General features: G+C 70.8%; 17 protein-coding genes and 1 pseudogene. 5 read left to right on the top strand and 13 right to left on the bottom strand.

The features are described 5' to 3' along the window. Nucleotides 1-94: 94 nt before the first annotated feature. Entirely contained in the window at nucleotides 95-871 is a 777-nt protein-coding gene (locus ACIHFB_RS31315; protein WP_365286244.1) for a GntR family transcriptional regulator, read from the top strand. Nucleotides 872-878: 7 nt separating this feature from the next. Here the strand turns inward: ACIHFB_RS31315 and ACIHFB_RS31310 are convergent, their stop codons facing one another. The 7 genes from ACIHFB_RS31310 to ACIHFB_RS31280 form a co-directional block, all read right to left on the bottom strand. Beyond that, on the bottom strand, nucleotides 879-1,727 hold the full coding sequence (locus tag ACIHFB_RS31310) for a sugar phosphate isomerase/epimerase family protein (RefSeq protein ID WP_400128714.1): 849 nt from the start codon (nucleotides 1,725-1,727) through the stop codon (nucleotides 879-881). A 126-nt stretch (nucleotides 1,728-1,853) separates the two neighbouring features. Continuing rightward, complete coding sequence (locus ACIHFB_RS31305; protein ID WP_400128713.1) at nucleotides 1,854-2,741, bottom strand: sugar phosphate isomerase/epimerase family protein; 888 nt, start codon at nucleotides 2,739-2,741, stop codon at nucleotides 1,854-1,856. Beyond that, entirely contained in the window at nucleotides 2,738-3,685 is a 948-nt protein-coding gene (locus ACIHFB_RS31300; RefSeq protein WP_365286250.1) for an NAD(P)-dependent oxidoreductase, read from the bottom strand. The genes ACIHFB_RS31305 and ACIHFB_RS31300 overlap by 4 nt, the downstream gene beginning before the upstream one ends. A gap of 4 nt (nucleotides 3,686-3,689) precedes the next feature. Further along, nucleotides 3,690-4,907: a Gfo/Idh/MocA family oxidoreductase gene (locus ACIHFB_RS31295; RefSeq protein ID WP_365286252.1), complete on the bottom strand. Its 1,218-nt coding sequence runs from the start codon at nucleotides 4,905-4,907 to the stop codon at nucleotides 3,690-3,692. Between the two features lie 123 nt (nucleotides 4,908-5,030). Then, nucleotides 5,031-5,816 carry an aldolase/citrate lyase family protein gene (locus ACIHFB_RS31290; RefSeq protein ID WP_365286254.1) on the bottom strand — a complete coding sequence of 262 codons (786 nt, stop codon included), beginning with the start codon at nucleotides 5,814-5,816 and terminating at the stop codon, nucleotides 5,031-5,033. Then, nucleotides 5,813-7,777, bottom strand: coding sequence for a 3D-(3,5/4)-trihydroxycyclohexane-1,2-dione acylhydrolase (decyclizing) (gene iolD, locus ACIHFB_RS31285; RefSeq protein WP_365286256.1), 1,965 nt, complete (start codon nucleotides 7,775-7,777; stop codon nucleotides 5,813-5,815). Before iolD ends, ACIHFB_RS31290 begins: the two co-directional genes overlap by 4 nt. 43 nt (nucleotides 7,778-7,820) lie before the next feature. Continuing rightward, nucleotides 7,821-9,263 (bottom strand): aldehyde dehydrogenase family protein, encoded by a 1,443-nt coding sequence (locus ACIHFB_RS31280; protein ID WP_365286258.1) that lies wholly within the window; start codon nucleotides 9,261-9,263, stop codon nucleotides 7,821-7,823. Nucleotides 9,264-9,470: 207 nt separating this feature from the next. On the opposite strand from ACIHFB_RS31280, the gene ACIHFB_RS31275 reads away from it, so the two are divergent. Further along, the gene (locus tag ACIHFB_RS31275) at nucleotides 9,471-10,391 is read left to right on the top strand and encodes a 2-hydroxy-3-oxopropionate reductase (RefSeq protein ID WP_365286260.1); all 921 of its coding nucleotides are present in this window, start codon (nucleotides 9,471-9,473) and stop codon (nucleotides 10,389-10,391) included. A gap of 147 nt (nucleotides 10,392-10,538) precedes the next feature. Here the strand turns inward: ACIHFB_RS31275 and ACIHFB_RS31270 are convergent, their stop codons facing one another. Beyond that, nucleotides 10,539-11,462: an endo-beta-N-acetylglucosaminidase H gene (locus ACIHFB_RS31270; RefSeq protein ID WP_365286262.1), complete on the bottom strand. Its 924-nt coding sequence runs from the start codon at nucleotides 11,460-11,462 to the stop codon at nucleotides 10,539-10,541. Between the two features lie 184 nt (nucleotides 11,463-11,646). Further along, a pseudogene (locus tag ACIHFB_RS31265) lies at nucleotides 11,647-11,997 on the bottom strand (alpha/beta fold hydrolase); the annotation flags it as partial. A 17-nt stretch (nucleotides 11,998-12,014) separates the two neighbouring features. Between ACIHFB_RS31265 and ACIHFB_RS31260 the strand changes: the two are divergent. From ACIHFB_RS31260 to ACIHFB_RS31250, 3 genes are all read left to right on the top strand, one after another. Next, nucleotides 12,015-12,176, top strand: coding sequence for a hypothetical protein (locus tag ACIHFB_RS31260; protein WP_400128711.1), 162 nt, complete (start codon nucleotides 12,015-12,017; stop codon nucleotides 12,174-12,176). 129 nt (nucleotides 12,177-12,305) lie between these two features. Beyond that, nucleotides 12,306-13,640, top strand: coding sequence for a cytochrome P450 (locus tag ACIHFB_RS31255; RefSeq protein ID WP_400128710.1), 1,335 nt, complete (start codon nucleotides 12,306-12,308; stop codon nucleotides 13,638-13,640). Nucleotides 13,641-13,804: 164 nt separating this feature from the next. After that, nucleotides 13,805-14,671 carry a hypothetical protein gene (locus tag ACIHFB_RS31250; RefSeq protein ID WP_365286266.1) on the top strand — a complete coding sequence of 289 codons (867 nt, stop codon included), beginning with the start codon at nucleotides 13,805-13,807 and terminating at the stop codon, nucleotides 14,669-14,671. A 34-nt stretch (nucleotides 14,672-14,705) separates the two neighbouring features. Here the strand turns inward: ACIHFB_RS31250 and ACIHFB_RS31245 are convergent, their stop codons facing one another. Genes ACIHFB_RS31245 through ACIHFB_RS31230 form a run of 4 tightly spaced genes read right to left on the bottom strand, consistent with a single transcriptional unit; the run spans nucleotide 14,706 to nucleotide 17,678 of the window. Next, the gene (locus tag ACIHFB_RS31245; protein ID WP_365286268.1) at nucleotides 14,706-15,485 is read right to left on the bottom strand and encodes a polysaccharide deacetylase family protein; all 780 of its coding nucleotides are present in this window, start codon (nucleotides 15,483-15,485) and stop codon (nucleotides 14,706-14,708) included. A 48-nt stretch (nucleotides 15,486-15,533) separates the two neighbouring features. Beyond that, nucleotides 15,534-16,559 (bottom strand): ABC transporter permease, encoded by a 1,026-nt coding sequence (locus ACIHFB_RS31240; protein ID WP_400128709.1) that lies wholly within the window; start codon nucleotides 16,557-16,559, stop codon nucleotides 15,534-15,536. Then, nucleotides 16,556-17,482, bottom strand: a complete 927-nt coding sequence (locus tag ACIHFB_RS31235; protein ID WP_400128708.1) for an ABC transporter ATP-binding protein — start codon at nucleotides 17,480-17,482, stop codon at nucleotides 16,556-16,558. Before ACIHFB_RS31235 ends, ACIHFB_RS31240 begins: the two co-directional genes overlap by 4 nt. Next, the gene (locus ACIHFB_RS31230) at nucleotides 17,475-17,678 is read right to left on the bottom strand and encodes a hypothetical protein (protein WP_365286274.1); all 204 of its coding nucleotides are present in this window, start codon (nucleotides 17,676-17,678) and stop codon (nucleotides 17,475-17,477) included. The genes ACIHFB_RS31235 and ACIHFB_RS31230 overlap by 8 nt, the downstream gene beginning before the upstream one ends. Nucleotides 17,679-17,686: the final 8 nt, after the last annotated feature.

The raw sequence follows: 17,686 nt of genomic DNA, 5'->3' as shown, positions 1-17,686 counted from the left end.
ACTTCTACACCCGCGGCAAGGTCACCACCACCCGCTGGCCCGACCCCGCCGACGCCCCCTCCGGCGTCGACCTCGGCTTCCCCCGCAACCACTGATGAAGTCCGGGCGCCGGAAAGCAGCGGACGGAACGGCTGTGCTCGACATCGCCATCGACCGTATGAGCCCGGTACCGCTGTACCACCAGCTGGCCCAGCAGTTGGAGCAGGCCATCGAGCGCGGCCTGCTCCTCCCGGGCACCCTGATCGGCAACGAGGTCGACCTCGCCGGACGACTCGGCCTGTCCCGGCCGACCGTCCGGCAGGGCATCAAGGCCCTGGTCGAGAAGGGGCTGCTGATACGCAGTCGTGGCATCGGCACCCAGGTCGTGCACAGCACGGTCAAGCGGCCCCTGGAGCTCACCAGCCTCTACGACGACCTTCAGGAGGCCGGCCAGAAGCCGGGAACACGCGTGGTACGCAACGACGTCGTACCCGCGTCCGACGAGGTCGCCGCGGCTCTGGGCATGCGGAAGGGCGACAGCGTGGTGCGCCTGGAGCGCATCCGGTACGCGGACGGACTCGCCGTGGCCGTCCTGCGCAACCACTTGCCGACCGACCTGCTGCTCGACCTGGACACCGAACTACTGGAGGCCACGGGCCTGTACCGCCTCCTGGGCGCGGCCGGCATCGGTCTGCACAGCGCGCATCAGGCGATCGGCGCCCAGGCGGCCAGCGCCGAGGAGGGCGAGCAGCTCGGGGCACGCGAGGGCGCGCCCCTGCTCACCCTGCGGCGCACGGCGTACAACGCCGCAGGGGAGGCAGTGGAGTACGGCACGCACCTCTACCACGCGGCGCGCTACATGTTCGAGTTCCAGCTGCTCGCACGCAGGTAGGGCCGAGCTACTCCATCACCGCCGCGGCACTCCGGTACGCCGCCGCGGCCGCCTCCCGCACCGGCAGAACGCGGTGCGCATCGGAGAGGATCTCCACGCCCCAGGGGCCGCGAAAGCCCGCCGTACGGAGCGCGGCGATGATCTCGGGCAGGTCGAAGGAGCCCTCTCCGCACAGCCGGCGGCGATGCACGGTGTCCTCGAACAGCGTGCCGATCACCTGGCTGTCGGCGTCGTTGAGCTCCACACCCACGATCCGCTCCCCCGGTACGTCTGCCAGGTCGGCAGGCGGGGTGTGGGCGCGCTCGGTGTGCCAGACGTCGATGATGAGGCCGCCCGCCGGGTGACCTGCGGCCTCGACGAGCCGGAGTCCGTCGTGCACGGTCTTGAGGTTGGACCAGGGCAGCGGCTCGACCCCGAGCCGGGCACCCACCCCGTCGGCCTGCGCCGCCAGCGTGGCGAACTCCTTGGCCCAGACGTCCAGGTCCCAGGGCTCGTCCGCGACGTCGGGGCCGATCTTGAAGGTGCGTGCGCCGAGCGCCTCGATGGCCCTCAGCATGCCGACCCGGACGGCGTCCGACTCGGCCCGTCCGGGTCCGTCGGACCACCAGTCGGTCAGCAGCTCCAACTCGATGTGGTTGATGCCGTTGTCCTCGAAGAGGGACCGGATGCCGGCGAGCCCGTATTCACGCTCGGCCTCCACCAGGTCCCAGTACAGCAGCCCGAACGCCGTGAATCCGGCGTCGCGTGCCGCTTCCACCCGTTCCCGCAGGTTCAGCGGACTTCGCTGGTCTGCCTCATCGGGAGCGGTGTCGCCCGCAGTGGTCCAACACGTGGCCAGAAATTGGTCAGCGGTCATTTCTGTTTCCTGGATTCCTCACGTTCGGAAAAGACGGGGCACCCAATATCCTTGGCGTTCTTGAGTGCCCGCGCATCCCGGTCGATCCCTCAGAAGACATCAAAAGTGCATCAGGCCCGTATACGGCTAGACGAGTCCGCGCAGCACCGTGCGCAGATGCTCGGCGCTGGCCCAGACGTCCTCGACCGGCCCCTTCGCCTTGGGCTCCTCGGTGAGGATGGTGTCCTGTTCCAGGACGTACCAGCCGTCGTAGCCGCGTGCGCTGAGGTGGGTGACGATGGCCTCGACGTCCACGTCCCCCGCGCCCAGCGGGCGGTACATGCCCTTGCTCACGGCCTCGGTGTAGCTGAGCTGTCCGTCCTGGACCTTGGCGGCGAGGGAGGCGTCCACGTCCTTCATGTGCGTGTGGGCGATGCGCTCGGGCGCCTGGCGGGTGAGCTCGGCCGGGTCGGTGCCGCCGATGAGCAGATGACCGGTGTCGAGGCAGAGCGATATGGCGGAGTGCTCCAGGACGCGCCGGACCTCGTCGCCGTTCTCGATCATCGTGCCGACGTGCGGGTGCAGGACGGCGCGTACGCCGCGTTCGGCGGCCAGCGTGGTCAGCCGGTCGAGGTTGGACAGCAGCAGCTTCCAGCCGTCGGCGTCGAGCTCGGGGCGGGAGTCGTAGCCGTCCTGGCCGGTGACGGCCGACAGCACGAGCACCTCCGCCTTTGAGGCGGCGTAGCTCTCCAGGAGCTGTTCGGTCTCGGGCAGCGGGTCGTGTCCGGGCACGTGCAGCAGCAGCGGAGTGAAGCCGCCGACCGCGTGCAGGTCGTGGTGCGCGAGGACCTGGGCCATGGCGTCCGGCTCGCCGGGCAGAAAGCCCTCGGGGCCGATCTCGGTGGCGGCCAGGCCGACTTCGCGCATCTCGTTCAGCACCCGTTCGGGCGTCAACTGGTAGCCCCAGCCGGGGACTTCGCACACGCCCCAGGAGATGGGCGCGCCGGCGATCCTGTTCAAGGGTGACGTGGTCATGCCGTGGCCTTTCGGTGGTTCCAGTCGGGGTTGGCGACCGCGGCCGGTGGGCGGCCCGCGAGGACGTCCGCGACACCGCGGGCCGCGTCGACGAAGGTCAGGGTCATCGCTCTGCGCGTCATGCCCATCAAGTGAGGGGTGAGGACGACGTCGGGGTGGTCGAACAGCGGATGGTAGAGGGCCGGCTCGGGGTCGAACACGTCCAGTCCTACCCCCGACAGCCGACCCGACTCCAGGGCGGCCAGGGTGGCGTCCGCGTCGAGCAGGCCACCGCGACCGCAGTTGATCAGGATCGCTCCCGGCTTGACCCGGGACAGCAGCCGCTCGTTCACGAGGTGCCGGGTGCTCTCGACGAGCGGTGCGTGCAGGGTGAGCACGTCGCTCGCCTCGGCCAGTTCACCGAGGTCGGCGCAGGCGACGTCGGCGGGCGGCGGGCTGAACGGGTCGTGGGCGAGCGTCCGCATCCCGAAGGCCGCGGCCAGTTCGCCCACCCGGCGACCGATGCGGCCGTAGCCGACGATCCCCAGGGTGGCGCCGTCCAGATCACCGACCGGCACGGCGCTGCGCCGGGCCCACTGGCCGTCCCGCACCAGCTCGGTCAGCGGCTTCAGCCGCTTGGTCAGGTGCAGGGCCATGGCGAAGACGCCCTCGGCCACGGCCCGGCTGCCGCTGCCCGGCGTGATGACCACGGCGATCCCGCGGGCGGAGGCGGCATCCACGTCGACCAGGTCGACGCCGACGCCGGTGCGGGCGATGACCCGCAGCCGGGGCGTCCTTTCGAGGAAGTCCTCGTCGACCCGGCGGTCGGCGCGGACGATGGCGCCCTCGGCGACCGCGAGATCGTCGGGCGTGGGATCGGTGACGAAGGTGACCCCCTCCCCGAGGACGGGGGCCACCGTGTCGGTGTCGACCGGGCCGAGGGCCACTACGACATGCTCGGTCATACGATCAACTCCGCGCCGGATGCCCGAAAGTGGCCCCCGGTACCGCGAGCACCGACTGCCAGGAGCCGCTCTCCGCGGAGGCGGCGGCAGCCGCGATCACCTCGGCGACGGCGTGCGCCTCCTCGATCGTCGAGTTGTGGTGCTCGATACCGGCCACGGCGGCCAGAAACTTCTTGGCCTCGATGACCTTGAGGTCGTCGTAGCCCATGCTGTTGCCGGGGCCGGGCTGGAAGCTGGCGTAGTCGCCCATGTGGCCGTTGCCGAGCACCGTCGTGTAGCCCTGGTGGGGGCCGCTGCGGTCGAGGGCGACGCGCAGCTCGTTCATGCGCTCGAAGTTCCAGGCCACCGAGCCGTCGGTGCCGTAGATCTCGAAGCCGATGCCGCACTGCGGGCCGACGATGACGCGGGACGCCTCCAGCGTGCCGACCGCTCCGCCGTCGAAGCGGACGAGGGCGGCGCTGTAGTCGTCGTTCTCGACCTCCGCCATCTCGCCGTCCTCGATCACCGCGAAGTGCGTGCCCGAGCCCATGGGCAGGATCGGGCGCTCGGTGTAGACGGTGCTGGTGAGGGCGGAGACCTCGCCGATCGGGGCGACGACGTAGCTGACGAGGTCCACGACGTGGCTCATCAGGTCGCCGAGCGCGCCGTGCCCGGCCAGGTCCCGCTTGAAGCGCCAGGACAGGGCGCCCTTGGGCTCGGAGGCGTAGCCGGAGAAGAAGGTGGCGCGCACGTTGGTGATGCGGCCGAGTCTCCCCTCGGCGATCAGCTGGCGGGCCCGCTCGACGGCGGGGGCGTGCCGGTAGTTGTAGCCGATGGAGGTGACCACTCCCGCCGTACGGGCCGCCGCGGCGACCTCACCGGTCTCCTCCGCGCTGCGCCCGACCGGCTTCTCGATCCAGAACGGCTTGCCGGCCTTGGCGGCGGCGATACCGATCTCGTGGTGGAGGAGGTTGGGCGCGCAGATCGAGACGACGTCGACGTCCGGGTCGTCGAGGACGGCGCGGTAGTCGGTGCCGCCCCTCTCGTAGCCGAGGACGTCACGGGCGTAGGCCGCACGGTCCTCCGCCGTGTCGGCCGCGTGCACCAGGCGGGGCTTGATGCCCAGCTCGGGGTAGACGGACGGCAGGGCCTGGTAGGCGCGGCTGTGCAGCTTGCCCATCCAGCCGACGCTGATCAGTCCGACGCCGATCTCATGTGCGGCGCCCGGGGTGTTGGGGGTCATTGATGTCTCCTGATGCTTGCTAGGCGGCCTTGGCGATACGGGGGTCGCGCCCGCAGGGCCGCGCCCCCGTAGGGGCGCGGGGAACTGCGCGACCAGCCACGACGGAGCCGCAGACGAAAACGCTCAGCCCCGCGCCGCGGACAACGCCGCGGACAACGCTGCGGCGAGCAGGGTCGCGTCGGAGCCGATGCCGATGAACGTCCAGCCTTCGGCCCGCTTGGCGGCCGCGGCCGCACCGTCGGGGACGAGAAGGCCGCATGCCTTGCCGTGCGCGGCAGCCGCCTTGCGGACGCGCTCCAGCGCTTCCCGGTAGACAGGCGCGCTGAACTCGCCGGGCACACCGAGGTCGTGACTGAGGTCGCGCGGGCCGACGAACAGGACGTCGACGCCGTCCAGTGCCGCGATCTCCTCGACCTCCGACAGGGCGCTCACCGACTCGATCTGGACCACGCCGAGGAGCTCGCCCTCGCGGTCCAGGGCCCCGGCGTCGAGCCCGAAGCGGCACGCCCGGTTGTAGGTGGCCACGCCCCGATCCCCCGCGGGCGGGTACCTCAAGTGCCGTAGCGCTTCCCGCACTTCGGCCGCCGTGTCGAGTCGCGGCAGCATGATCCCGGCCGCGCCCAGGTCGAGGACGCGGCCGATGCGGATGCGGGCTGCGGACTCCACGCGTACGACGGTCGGGACGCCGTAGGCCGCGGCGATCGGGAAGACGGTACGGGCCTGCTCCTCTCCGCCCGCGCCGTGTTCGAGGTCGAGCAGCAGCCAGTCGGCGCCGGCGGCGGCGCACACCTCGGCCGAGACCGGGGAGGCGGTGCCGACGAAGGTGCCGAGGGTGACCTCACCCGCCGCGAGTCGGGCGCGCAGGCGGCCGTGGTCCAGGGGAGAGCGGTTCAAGGGTGAGTCGTTCATCCGTACCACCTCTGCGAGGCCAGGCCCTCTTCGTACTCGCCGCGCAGCTGCGCGACCGTTTCCTGCTCGGAGACCTCGGCCGGGGCCACGTCCCACCAGACTCCGGCGCCGGGAAGGTCGGCGTGCGGGATGACGGGGACGACGAGGACGACCGGGCCGTCGTGGTCGCGGGTCTCGGCCAGCGCGGCACGCACCTCGTCGGCCGTCGTGGCGCGCAGGGCGCGTGCGCCGAGGCCCTCTGCGGTCTTCACGAGGTCGACCTGGAGGTAGTCGCCCTCCAGTCGGGCGGGCTTGCCCGAGCCGATCTCCAGGCTGCCGTCGCGGTAGCGGAACTCGTTGCCGAACTCCCGTCCGCTGCGCCCCATCTGGAGGCGGTGGATGACCTGGTAGCCGTGGTTCTCCGGGATCACGATCGTGACCGGGAGCCTCTCCTGGGCGGCCGTGACCAGCTCGGTCGGCGCCATCAGGAAGGTTCCGTCACCGAGCAGGGACAGCACCCGCTTCGACGGGTCCGGCTCGGCGAAGCGGACGCCGATCGCGGCGGGCAGTTCGTAGCCCATGCAGGAGAAGCCGAACTCCAGGTGGGCGAACCGGCCTTCGGTGGCGTCCCACACCTTCTGAAGGTCGCCGGGCGGACCCCCGGCGGCGGCGATGATCGTGTCGCCGGCCTGCGCGTGCTCCTGGAGCAGACCGATCAACTGGCCCTGGGTGAGGGCCGCTTCGGTGTCGCGTACGACATCGGAGTCGTCGGGCAGCGACGCGAGGTCGAAGGGGGTGTCCGGGTCGAGCGCGGCGGCACGCTCGGCCCGCCACACCTCGTCCAGGGCGCGCACCTTCTTCTGCCAGTCCGCCGGCGTCGTGGTGCCGTTCGCGCGTACGGCGTCCCCCAGCGCGGCCAGGGCCCGCTTGGCGTCGGCCACGATGCCGGTCGCGCCCAGGCGGCCCGCGTCGTGCACATTGACGTTGACGCTCGCGAAGCGCACGGCCGGGTTCTGGAAGATGGAGTGCGAGGCGGTGGCGAAGTCCGTCAGACGCGAGCCCACGGTGAGCACGAAGTCGGCTTCCCGGGCAAGGACGTTGACCGCCGGGGTGCCCTCCAGACCGATGCCGCCGAGCTGCCACCAGGCGCGGCGCTGGACCGCGCCCTTGCCCGCGAAGGTCTCCACGACGGGGACGCCCGCCGCGTCGGCCAGGGCCTGAAGCTCCTCGGTGGCGCCGGAGTACACGACCCCGCCACCGGCGATGATCAGCGGCTTCTCCGCCTCCGCGAGCATCCGCGCGACCTCGGCGACCTCGTCGGCGTCCGGCGCGGGACGGCGGATCGGCCAGTCGCGCTCGGCGAAGAACTCCGCCGGGTAGTCGTAGGCGTGGGACTGGATGTCCTGCGGGAGGGAGACGACGACCGCGCCGGTGTCGACGTCGGTGAGCGCCCGCATCGCCGCGGGCAGCGCGGTGAGCAGCTGCTCGGGCCGGGTGATGCGGTCGAAGAACCGGGAGACGGGCCGGAAGGCGTCGTTCACCGAGGCGTCGGCCTCGATCGGGTGCTGCAACTGCTGGAGTACGGGGCCCTGGTGGCGGGTCGCGTAGGTGTCGCCGGGCAGCAGCAGGACGGGGAGGCGGTTGACGGTGGCGAGGCCCGCGCCGGTCACCATGTTCAGCGCGCCCGGACCGATGGAGGCGGTCACGGCGAGTGTGGCGTGCCGCTTGGTCGCCTTGGCGTAGGCCGTCGCGATGTGGACCAGCGCCTGCTCGTTACGGCCCTGGACGAAGGGGAGTTGGTCGCTGAGCTGGTCCAGGGCCTGGCCGAGCCCGGCCACGTTGCCGTGGCCGAAGATGCCCAGCGAGGCCGGTATGAGACGGCGGCGGTGGCCGTCGGCCACGGAGTACTGCCGGGAGAGGTAGGTGACGACGGCCTGGGCGACGGTGAGGCGCACCGTGCGCTGTTGCGTCCGGTCAGTCATGAGTCGGCTCCTGATCGGGGGATGTACGGGAGGGGTGGCCTTGTCACCAGGGACGGCCGTGCAGGATGACCGTCTTGACCTCGGTCATCTCACTGACCGCGGCGCGGGGGCCTTCCTTGCCGTAGCCGCTGCCCTTCAGGCCGCCGTACGGCATGAGGTCGGCGCGCCACAGGGGCGTCCAGTTGATGTGTACGGAACCGGCGTCGATCTCCCGGATGGCCCGCACCGCGCCGGCCACATCGGAGGTGAAGATGCCCGCGCCGAGGCCGTAGTCGGTGCCGTTGGCCTGGGCGATGGCGGACTCCCAGTCCGCGGCCGAGCTGACGGCGACGGCGGGGCCGAACAACTCCTGCTGGCTGAACGCCGATTCGGGGTCGACATCGGCGACGACGGTCGGCTGCACCACGGCTCCGTCGCGCCCGCCGCCGGTCAGAACGCGTGCGCCGTCCGCGCCGGCCTGGACGATGGCCCGCTCGACGCGCTCCGCCTCGGCGGTGGTGATGAGGGCGCCCATCGTCGTGTCCGGGGAGGAGGGGTCGCCGGTGCGGATGGCCTCGACCTTGGGGACGAGGGCATCCAGGAAGTCGCCGGTCACGGCGGGGTGCGTGATCACCCGCTGGACGGAGATGCAGACCTGGCCGGCATTGACGTAGCCCCCCACGGCGACGGCGCTCGCCGCGGCTTCGATGTCGGCGTCGGGCAGGATGACGACCGGGCAGGAGGCGCCGAGCTCCAGGGACAGCTTCTTCACTCCGGCGACGCGGGAGATGTGCTCGCCGGTGGTGGTCGAGCCGGTGAAGGAGATCTTCCGGACGCGGGGGTCCGTGACCAGGGCGTCGCCGAGTACCCCGCCGGAGCCGACGAGCACGGACAGCACGCCCTCCGGCAGGCCCGCGTCCACGAAGCATTCGGCGAGTTCGAGGGCGGTCAGCGGGGTGGTGGTGGCCGGCTTGAGGATCACCGCGTTGCCGGCGGCGAGCGCCGGGGCGAGCTTGTGCAGGACCAGCAGCGACGGGTAGTTGAACGGCGTGATGGCCACGACGATCCCGCACGGCTGACGCAGGGTGAAACCGACCTTGTCCTGTCCGGTGCCGCGGTTGGCGTCCAGCGGGAGGGTCTCGCCGTAGAGCTGCGTTCCCTCGAAGGCCGCCAGCCGGATCAGGTCGCCGGAGCGGGACGCCTCGCCGGTGGCCTCCGTGATGGTCTTGCCGGACTCCGCGCTGATGGTCTGGGCGATCTTCGGGGCCCGCTCGTCGGCGAGCTCCGCCGCCCGCAGCAGGATGCGCATCCGCTCGTGGGCGGGCGTACGGCGCCAGACCACCGCGCCCTGTTCCGCCGCGGCGAGGGCCGTTTCGACGTCCTCGGTTCCGGCGAGCGCCACGGTGCCCACGGTCGACCCGTCGAACGGCGACCTGACCTCCCGGATCTGGCCGTTCTTCTTGGCCGCCTGCCACCGGCTGCCGATCAGCAACTCCATGGGCGCCATTGCCCTCTCCTTCCAGGAAGCCGTCAAAGCGAGGCCGCGGCGTCCCTGGGGATCTCGCACGGCCAACGGCCAGGCCGTTTACTTACTCGCAACGCTAGGTCGGCATGCAGGGGTTGCTGAAGCCCTGGAATCAATCATTTGGCCATCATGCGTACCCTCATTTTTCCATCACTATGAAGCCGTTGCCGCTTGCCCTACGGTCGGATCATGGACACGTCTCACAAGGAGCTCCGCTCCATCGCCTTCATCGGCCTTGGCATCATGGGCGGCCCCATGGCGGCCAACCTGGTCCGGGCCGGACACGAAGTCACCGGTCACAACCGCAGCCGGGCGGCGGTCGACCGTCTCGTCTCGGTGGGCGGCCACGGCGCGGGGAGCCTTGCGGAGGCGGTCACCGACGCCGACGTGGTGATCACCATGCTCCCGGCGGACGCCGAGGTCGCCGAGGTCGTCCTCGGTGAGGGCGGCGTACTGGAGCACGCCCGGCCCGGGGCGCTGCTCATCGACATGAGCACGGTCAGTCCCCGTACGGCCGTCGAGCTTGCCGCCGCGGGCCGCGAGTGGGGGGTGCGCGTCCTGGACGCGCCGGTCTCGGGTGGCGAAGTGGGCGCGATCGAGGGCGTGTTGTCCATCATGGTCGGCGGCGGGGCCGCGGACTTCGCGGAGGCTTCCGCGCTGTTCCATGCGCTGGGTACCACGGTCGTGCATGTCGGCCCGCATGGCGCCGGCCAGACGGTCAAGGCCGCGAACCAGCTCATCGTCGCGGCCAACATCCAGGCCCTGGCCGAGGCCGTCGTCTTCCTGGAGAAGGCGGGAGCCGATCTGCCGGCCGCGCTGACGGTCCTCGGCGGAGGTCTGGCCGGCTCCACGGTCCTGAACCGCAAGAAGGACAACATGCTCGGCCGCGACTTCGCCCCCGGCTTCCGGATCGACCTGCACCACAAGGACCTGTCCATCGTCGCGGACACCGCCCGGGACATCGGCGCGGTCCTCCCCGTCGGCTCCCTGGTCTCCCAGCTCCTCGCGTCCTGCCGGGCCAACGGTGACGGCGGCCTGGACCACACGGCACTGCTGCGCGGGGTGGAACGCCTCTCCGGCGGCGCCGACGGCCGGTTGACCTCGGGATAGTCGGCACTCTTGGTACAGCGCAGGTCACGGTGACTGTGGCGACCGCGCCTCCGACATCGTTGTCGAAAGCGCGGTCTGCCCGAGGCGCGGACCTACGGGATGCAGCAAGCCCCGAGGGGGCACCGGACGCCGGGGAGCGCGGTCGGCCTACGGCGTGTAGCGGGCGTCACTGCCGTACAACTCCCTGGTGAACGCGGAGACATCGGCGCTGCGGTCGGAACCGTCGAGGTTGTACGTCAGAAAGACGCCGTACCCCTCACTGACCGTGCGGCGGGCGAGGCTTGCGGCCGTGCTCTGCGAGGTCCCGCCGATCTGGACGGCCGCCGGCGACAGCTTCGACTTGGGCAGTGCGATGCCGGGGACCTGCCAGGTGCCGTAGTACGGGTTCCAGGCGTAGTCGAACTTGGACGAGATGTCGACGCCGCCGTAGGACAGGCGCGACGCGGCCGGGCCGATGTTGTAGAGGCTGATGATCTTGTCCGGCATGTTGGCGCGCAGTGCCGACACCAGGTACACGAACGAGCTGGCGTTGGGCTGGCCGGTGCCGTTGTTGCCGTACTCGGCGTACTCGTCGTCGAAGTCGATGCCGTCGAGGCCGTACTTGGCCACGGTGTCCGACAGTTGCTTCGCGAACGTCGAAGCCGCCTGCTGGGACGGGAAGTTGGCGAAGCCCGCGCCCTGGTGGTTGCCGAGCACCGAGAGGACGACCTTGATGCCCTTCTGCTGCAACGGCCGTATCTGCGTGGCGGCGTTGTCGAGGACACGTTGCACGTTCTCGTTGAAGTACAGGTAGGCCGACTTCGTGCTCGTGTCGTAGTTGATGTTCGCCGCGAAGATCACGGCGACGTCGAAGACGTTGTCGCCGCCGTTGGCGAGGGTGTACTTACCGACGTTCAGCATGCTGTTGTTGTTCACCTCGACGTACGCCACCGAGGTCGGTCCCTGTTTCGCGGCAGCGGAATCGGGGGCCGCTGCCGCGCCGGTCGTGGCGGTCGCGCCGAGGGCGAGGGCCATGACGGCCGAGAGCGCGAGTACGGCCGTCCGTACTCTGCTGCGCACCGGAGTTGACATCGTTGATCGGTCTCCCATCGCATGGAACGGCGCCCGACCTGTCCGCAAGCGCCGAGTGGGCCCCCCGATCTTTCCGTTCCCGTGACCGAATCCCCAGAACCATGCGAGAACTCTTCACGACTCCCACGCACGTCGTCGCGCCGCAACCCCGAGGCCGGACAAGGGAGTTACTGCCCGGCTTCCGCTACCCGACAGGCGCGTGATCGATGAACGCGGTCAACGCGTCCACAGTCGCGTCGGGCTGCTCGTCGGGAATGAAGTGGCCGGCTTCCGGGATGACGACGCCGGTCACGTTCTCCGCCCAGGGACTGAGGGAGGCGGCCATGCCGGGGATCGAGCCGTGGGAGCTGGAGATTCCCAGGACGGGGATGGTCAACCTCCCTCCTTCGGAAGCAAGAGCGGCACGGTTTTCGCGCGCTGACTCCGCGGCGTCGCGGAAGTAGGCGAGAGCCGCGCGGAGCCCTCCCTCGGCTGCGATGGAGGCGGCGTAGTAGTCGATCTCGGCACTGTCGAACGTGTTCGGGGACAGTGTCTGCGCGGCTGCGGACCGCCTTGAACACCGGGGAGCTGACCGAGGGCGACGCCGCTCACATCACGGCGGTCAACCAGTCGCCGGCCGTGATGAGCAGGGCCGGGGCGAGCCAGAAGCAGCTCGGCACGATCGTCGACATCAGCATGAGCGCGCTCTCGCGGGCTTTGCACGGCCGGGACTAGAGCCGCGGGGGTTGCCGGGCGGGTCGATGGTCAGCCGGGCGACGGTTCCTTTCGGAACGGGTCGCGGCCGGCGCAGGGGTGGCAGGGACGGCAACTCGGCCTTGTCATGACATGGAGTAGCCTGGCGCGATGCCCACGCCTGCATCGCTGTTGCCGGCATTTCGGCCCAAGGTTCAAGAGCGTCTCTACGACTTCTACGAGGAGCTCAGGAGCGCCGACGAACTGTTCTGGGACCGCCACCTCGGCTCGTGGATCGCGACCGGGTACGCGGTGGTCAGCAGCGCGACGGGCGACCCGGGGCTGTCCTCGGTGCGCTATCCGGACCTGGAGGCCGTCTCCGAGGAACTGCGGCCGCTGGCCCGGGTCCTGAGCCGGCAGATGCTCTACAACGACGCCCCCGACCACCCCCGGCTACGGTCCTTGATCAGCAAGGCCTTCGCCCCCCGTGCGGTAGCGACACTCCGCGGCCGGATCGAGGAGGCCGTCGACCGGATCATCACCCACGCGGCGCCGACCGGGCGGATGGACATCGCCGCGGACCTCGCCCGTCCCCTGCCCCTGACCATCATCTGTGACCTGCTCGACGTACCGGAGCAGGACCGTCCCGCGCTCGCCGCATGGTCCGAGCCGGTCGCCGAGGCCATAGGCAACTCCCGCCTCGACGCCGACCGCAACCGGGAGGCCTCGCAGAGCATGGCGCACATGCTCGACTACCTCCGCGACCTCCTCACCCGTCACGACACCCCACCGGCCCCGCACACCCTGCGCGCGCTCGTGACGGCGCAGGTCGAGAACACCGACCAGGACTTCGACGAACTCCTCGCCAACTGCGCCCTGTTGCTGATCGCCGGCCACGAGACCACCACCCACTTCATCGGCAACGCCACCCTCGCCCTGCTCCGCCACCCGGACGCGGCCGACCAACTGCGCCTGCGGCCCGAGCTGATGCCCGTCGCGGTCGAGGAACTCCTGCGCTACGACGCTCCGGTCCAGCTCATGCTGCGCAGGGCGCGGCACGACCTGGACCTGGCGGGCCGCACCATAGCGGAGGGGCAGACCGTGCTCCTGGTGTGCGGCGCCGCCAACCGCGATCCGGCAGTGTTTCCCGATCCCCATGTGCTGGACTTCGAGCGGCCCGGAGGGCGGCACATGGCGTTCGGGCACGGTCCGCACTTCTGCCTCGGCGCGGCGCTGGCCCGGCTGGAAGGCGCGATCGTCCTGGAAGCACTTCTCAACCGGCTCCCGGGCCTTCGGCTCGAGAACACCGCACCGCCGCAGTGGCAGCGCAGTCTCAACTTCCGCGGGCTCACGCGTCTGGACGTCGCCTTCGACCCGCCTTCGGGCGACCACGACAGCGGCGCGCAGGCCATTCCGACCGCCGGCTCCTCGAGCGGCCCCGGCCACGCGCCCCTCGGCGGCGTGTGCCCCGTGCGGCCGGGGCCCGGCGACGTCGCGGGCCCCTGACCGGAGCCCGGCATCGCGTTTCGAGGGCCCCGGCATCCCGCGGCCCGATGAACGCCCGTTCCGTATCCGCGCCGTTGACCGTCCGGACCCCGCCCTTGGGTGCAACATGGAGCGATGTGTCGAGTCATTCGACATGTCGACTGGTTCGACATAACATCGTCGGTGTGAGCGAACCCAACGAAGCAGTACGCATCGCTGCCCTGTCCGAGCTCATCGCCTGGGCCGAGCGCCGGGAACGGCTCAGCGAGGACCGCGCCGACGCTGTCGCCGCCGCTTGGCGCACCGGCACGCGCAACGTGGCCGAGCTGGCCCGTCTCGCCCGTGTCAGCCGTGACACCGTCTATGCCGATCTGGCCGCCCGGGCCATCGACGTCGGCTCCCGCGAGCAAGTGTTCTCAGGCCCCCAGAAGGGCCGCGGGATTCCTCTCCGCGGTGACTCGGTGCGCACCGTCGCCAGGATCGCCGACGCTGTCGCCCTGCCCGCGTTCACCCATGACCCCGACGATCCGCTTGTGCGCGCGACACTCGCCGCGTCACGTGCCCTGGAGACCGTGGCCGACGTGCTGGAACCGCCGTCGGGGCAAGGGCCTGGCTGGACACCCCGAGAGACGCTGCCCAGCCTGGCGGGCGAGGGTGAGAAGCTTGCGCACCACAGCCGCCGGGCCTTGGCCGCCCTCGCCGAACCAGCCGAGCTCACGGCAAGCTCCGACAGCCACCGGCAAGCCGTCCTGCACACCGGCCGACACGCGGTGGCCGACGGAGCGAGCGTCACTCTCACTCTGCCGACGGGCGGGGCCATCACGCTCCAGGTGGGACGCGACGAGACCGGCTGGACCCGCCTGACGAGCGACAGCCCCCTCGTGGTCGAGGGTGCCGACAGCCTCGACCATCTGGAGGCGCAAGCGGCCCTCGATGCCTTGGCCCGCATCGCCACCCGGCACCTCACGGAGGCCGCCCTTGCTGAACACCGCAAGGACGCGCAGCCCGGAACCCGCCCGCGTACCCGCACCATCCCGAGTAACGAGAACTGACGCCACGCGCCCGTTTCGTGCGGTGCCCGGTCGTTCAGGGCCGGTAGACCATCCCCGGCCGGGGCTTGGCGGGGGCGAGCAGCTGGGACACCGTGACGATGGTGTAGCCGCGCCGCTTGAGCGCCTTGATGATCCCCGGGACGGCGGGCACGGTCCCCTTGTGCAGGTCGTGCAGCAGGATGATGCCGTCGCGGTGGGTCTGGTCGAGCACCCGCTTGGTGATCAGGGCCGAGTCGGTCGTCTCGTAGTCCTTGGCCGTGACGCTCCACAGCACCTGCGACAGCCCCAACTCCCGGCAGATCCTGGCCACGTTGCGGTTGGTGCGGCCCTGCGGCGGCCGCATCAGGACGGGCTTGGTGCCGGTGACCCTCTCTATGGCGTTCTGCGTGCGGGCCAGTTCATGACGGGCGTCGGCCGCGCCGATCCGCGTCAGAACCTTGTGATTCCAGGTGTGGTTGCCTATCTCGTCCCCCTCGTCCGCGATACGGCGGATGATCTCGGGGTACTTGGCGATATGGCCCTTGCCCTGCAGGAAGAACGTCGCGTGCAGATGTTCCCGCCGCAGAATGTCCAGCAGCCCGGGGGTCGTCGGACTGGGACCGCCGTCGAAGGTGAGGGCCACGCACTTCGCCGTACGGCAGTCGACGGCCCCGGCCACCGCCCCCGACGCCTGGCCCCGGGCGGCGCGCGGCGATGTGTGGTCGTACGTCGTGACGGTCAGGGCCAGAGTCACCGCCACGGCAAGGGCGGTGATCGCGGTGGTCGCGAGGGCGATGAGTATGCGCGACCGTCGTATGTGCCGGTAAAAGGGCATGGGAAATCTCTTTCTGGAGCCGGTGATTGCCGAGATCGGTGACGTCGGTCAGGCCGGGCGGCGGCGGATCCACCAGACGCACAGCCCGGCGAGCGCGGCCGCCGACAACAGGCACAGGCCGGTCTCCGCCCACTGCAGGGGCCACAGTTGGGACGACGGATGGAACTCCGCCCAGCGGCCGGTCCTCCCGTGCTGGACCAGGCACTTCGAGTAGTCGTCGGACGCGTAGCAGGCGAGCAGATCCGGCACCCGTCGCCCGGCCGCGTCGACCGGGCCCTCGGAGAGCACCCACGCGTTCGCCGGGGCCGCGGAGTCGGTCGTGTGCTGGACCGTGGCAAAGGTGGTCGGCAGCAGCCGGCCCCGGACCGTCTCGAGCAGATACATCGCACCCGCGCTCACGACCACGGTCGCGCCCATCGCCAGGACGGTGCGGCGCAGGATCAGGCCCGCGGTCACGCCGATGAGCAGGGACAGCACGGACAGGCCGACCACCACGGGGCCGATGCCGTCGTACGGATACCACTGCCACCAGGGGAACGACTCGCCCAGCAGGTCTCCGGCCGGCTGCCACCACCAGGTCATCGCGGCGGCGATCGTCCCGCTGATCAGAACCGTCATGGCCACCGGGACGAGCAGCTTGGCCGCGAACCAGCGCAGCCGCGTGACGGACTGTGTGCACACGGTCCGGTAGGTACCGGACTCCAGTTCCTGTGCCAGCTGGGGGCCGCCCAGGAAGATGCCGAAGACCAACGGCAGCGCCAGCATGGCCTGGAGGGGCCGGCGCATCGGGAACTGATGGGTCTGCGTGAAGGCCATGAGCCTGTTGGAACAGTCCCCGGCCCCGATCCTGGTGCCGCGGCAGGCGTCGAGATGCCCTTGGGCGATGGCGGTCGCCATCTCCTGGTGCCGCACGATCGCGTACGCCGCGACAGCGGCCGCGACGGTGAGTCCGATCCAGAACGCCAGCCGGTTCTGCCGCCAGACCAGCCAGGTCAGCCCCCGAAGCCGTAGTGCGGACCTGATGGGGGCCGAGGGGCGGGCCGATGGCCGGGAAGAGACCGGGAACGTACTCATGCCGTCACCTCGTGGTGCGCACCGGCACGTGCGGCGGGCGTGATCAGCGGTGTCACGCCGTCCGTCCGCAGATGCGCCAGGAGCAGTTCCTCCAGGCTGGGCACGGCCGACTCGGTGTCCGCGGGAAGCGGGCCCCGCGGGCGGATCAGAGCCGTGGTGCGCCCGCCGGCGCTGCGGGTGTCGACGGTCACCTGGCCGGGCACGTTCGCGAACCGGTCCGCGTGCGCGTCGGGGCCGGAGACCGTCCGATGGGCGTCCCGCAGCTCGTCCACATCACCGGCCAGCCGGACCGTGCCGTCACCGATCAGCACCAGGAAGTCGCAGACTCCCTCGAGTTCGGACACCAGGTGGGAGGACATCACGACCGTCGAACCGTGCTGGGCGGCCTCGGCCATCAGCGTGTCCATCATCTGCCGCCGGACCAGGGGATCCAGATCGGCCATCGGTTCGTCGAGCAGCAGCAGCCGGGGCCGCTTGCCCAGAGCCAGGGCGAAGGCCACCCGGGTGCGCTGGCCGCCGGACAGGGTGCCGACCCTGGCGTCCATCGGGACGTTGCCCGCGGCGACGACGCGTTCGGCGGTCTCCTGGTGCCAGGTCGGATTCAGCTCACGGCCCATGCGCAAGATCTCGGAGACCCGGAAGCGCGAATAGAGCGCCTTCTCCTGGCCGAGGAACGCGGTGTGCTGCCGGGCCGCCGCGGACCGGGCCGCATGCCCGCCCAGCCGGACGGTGCCCGTGCTGGGCTCCAGCAGACCGGCGGCCAGCGACAGCAAGGTCGTCTTTCCGGCGCCGTTCGGGCCGACCAGCGCGCAGATCCGCCCGGCCGGCAATCGGAACGAGCAGTCCCGCAACGCCCAGCCGCGCTTGTAGCGCCTGCCGAGTCCCACCGCCTCCAACGCCGGGCTCTCTCGCGGATCAGTCATTGCGCTGCCATGGACGCGTGGCGAGGAGCAGTGCCACGACTCCGACGAGCACCAGGGCCAGCTGGGTCAACGACGACCCGTAGGCCGGTACGCCGAATCCCCAGAGCGTGAGACGGGCGTAGAGCCGTTGTGCCAGCGGCAACCCGCCGCAGAGCGCGAGCAGCGCTCCCGACAGAAGCAGAACGTGTTTCTTCAAGGCCGGGC

Source organism: Streptomyces sp. NPDC051963 (assembly GCF_044593495.1).
Lineage (GTDB): Bacteria > Actinomycetota > Actinomycetes > Streptomycetales > Streptomycetaceae > Streptomyces.
This window is presented reverse-complemented; position numbering and strand designations above follow the sequence as displayed.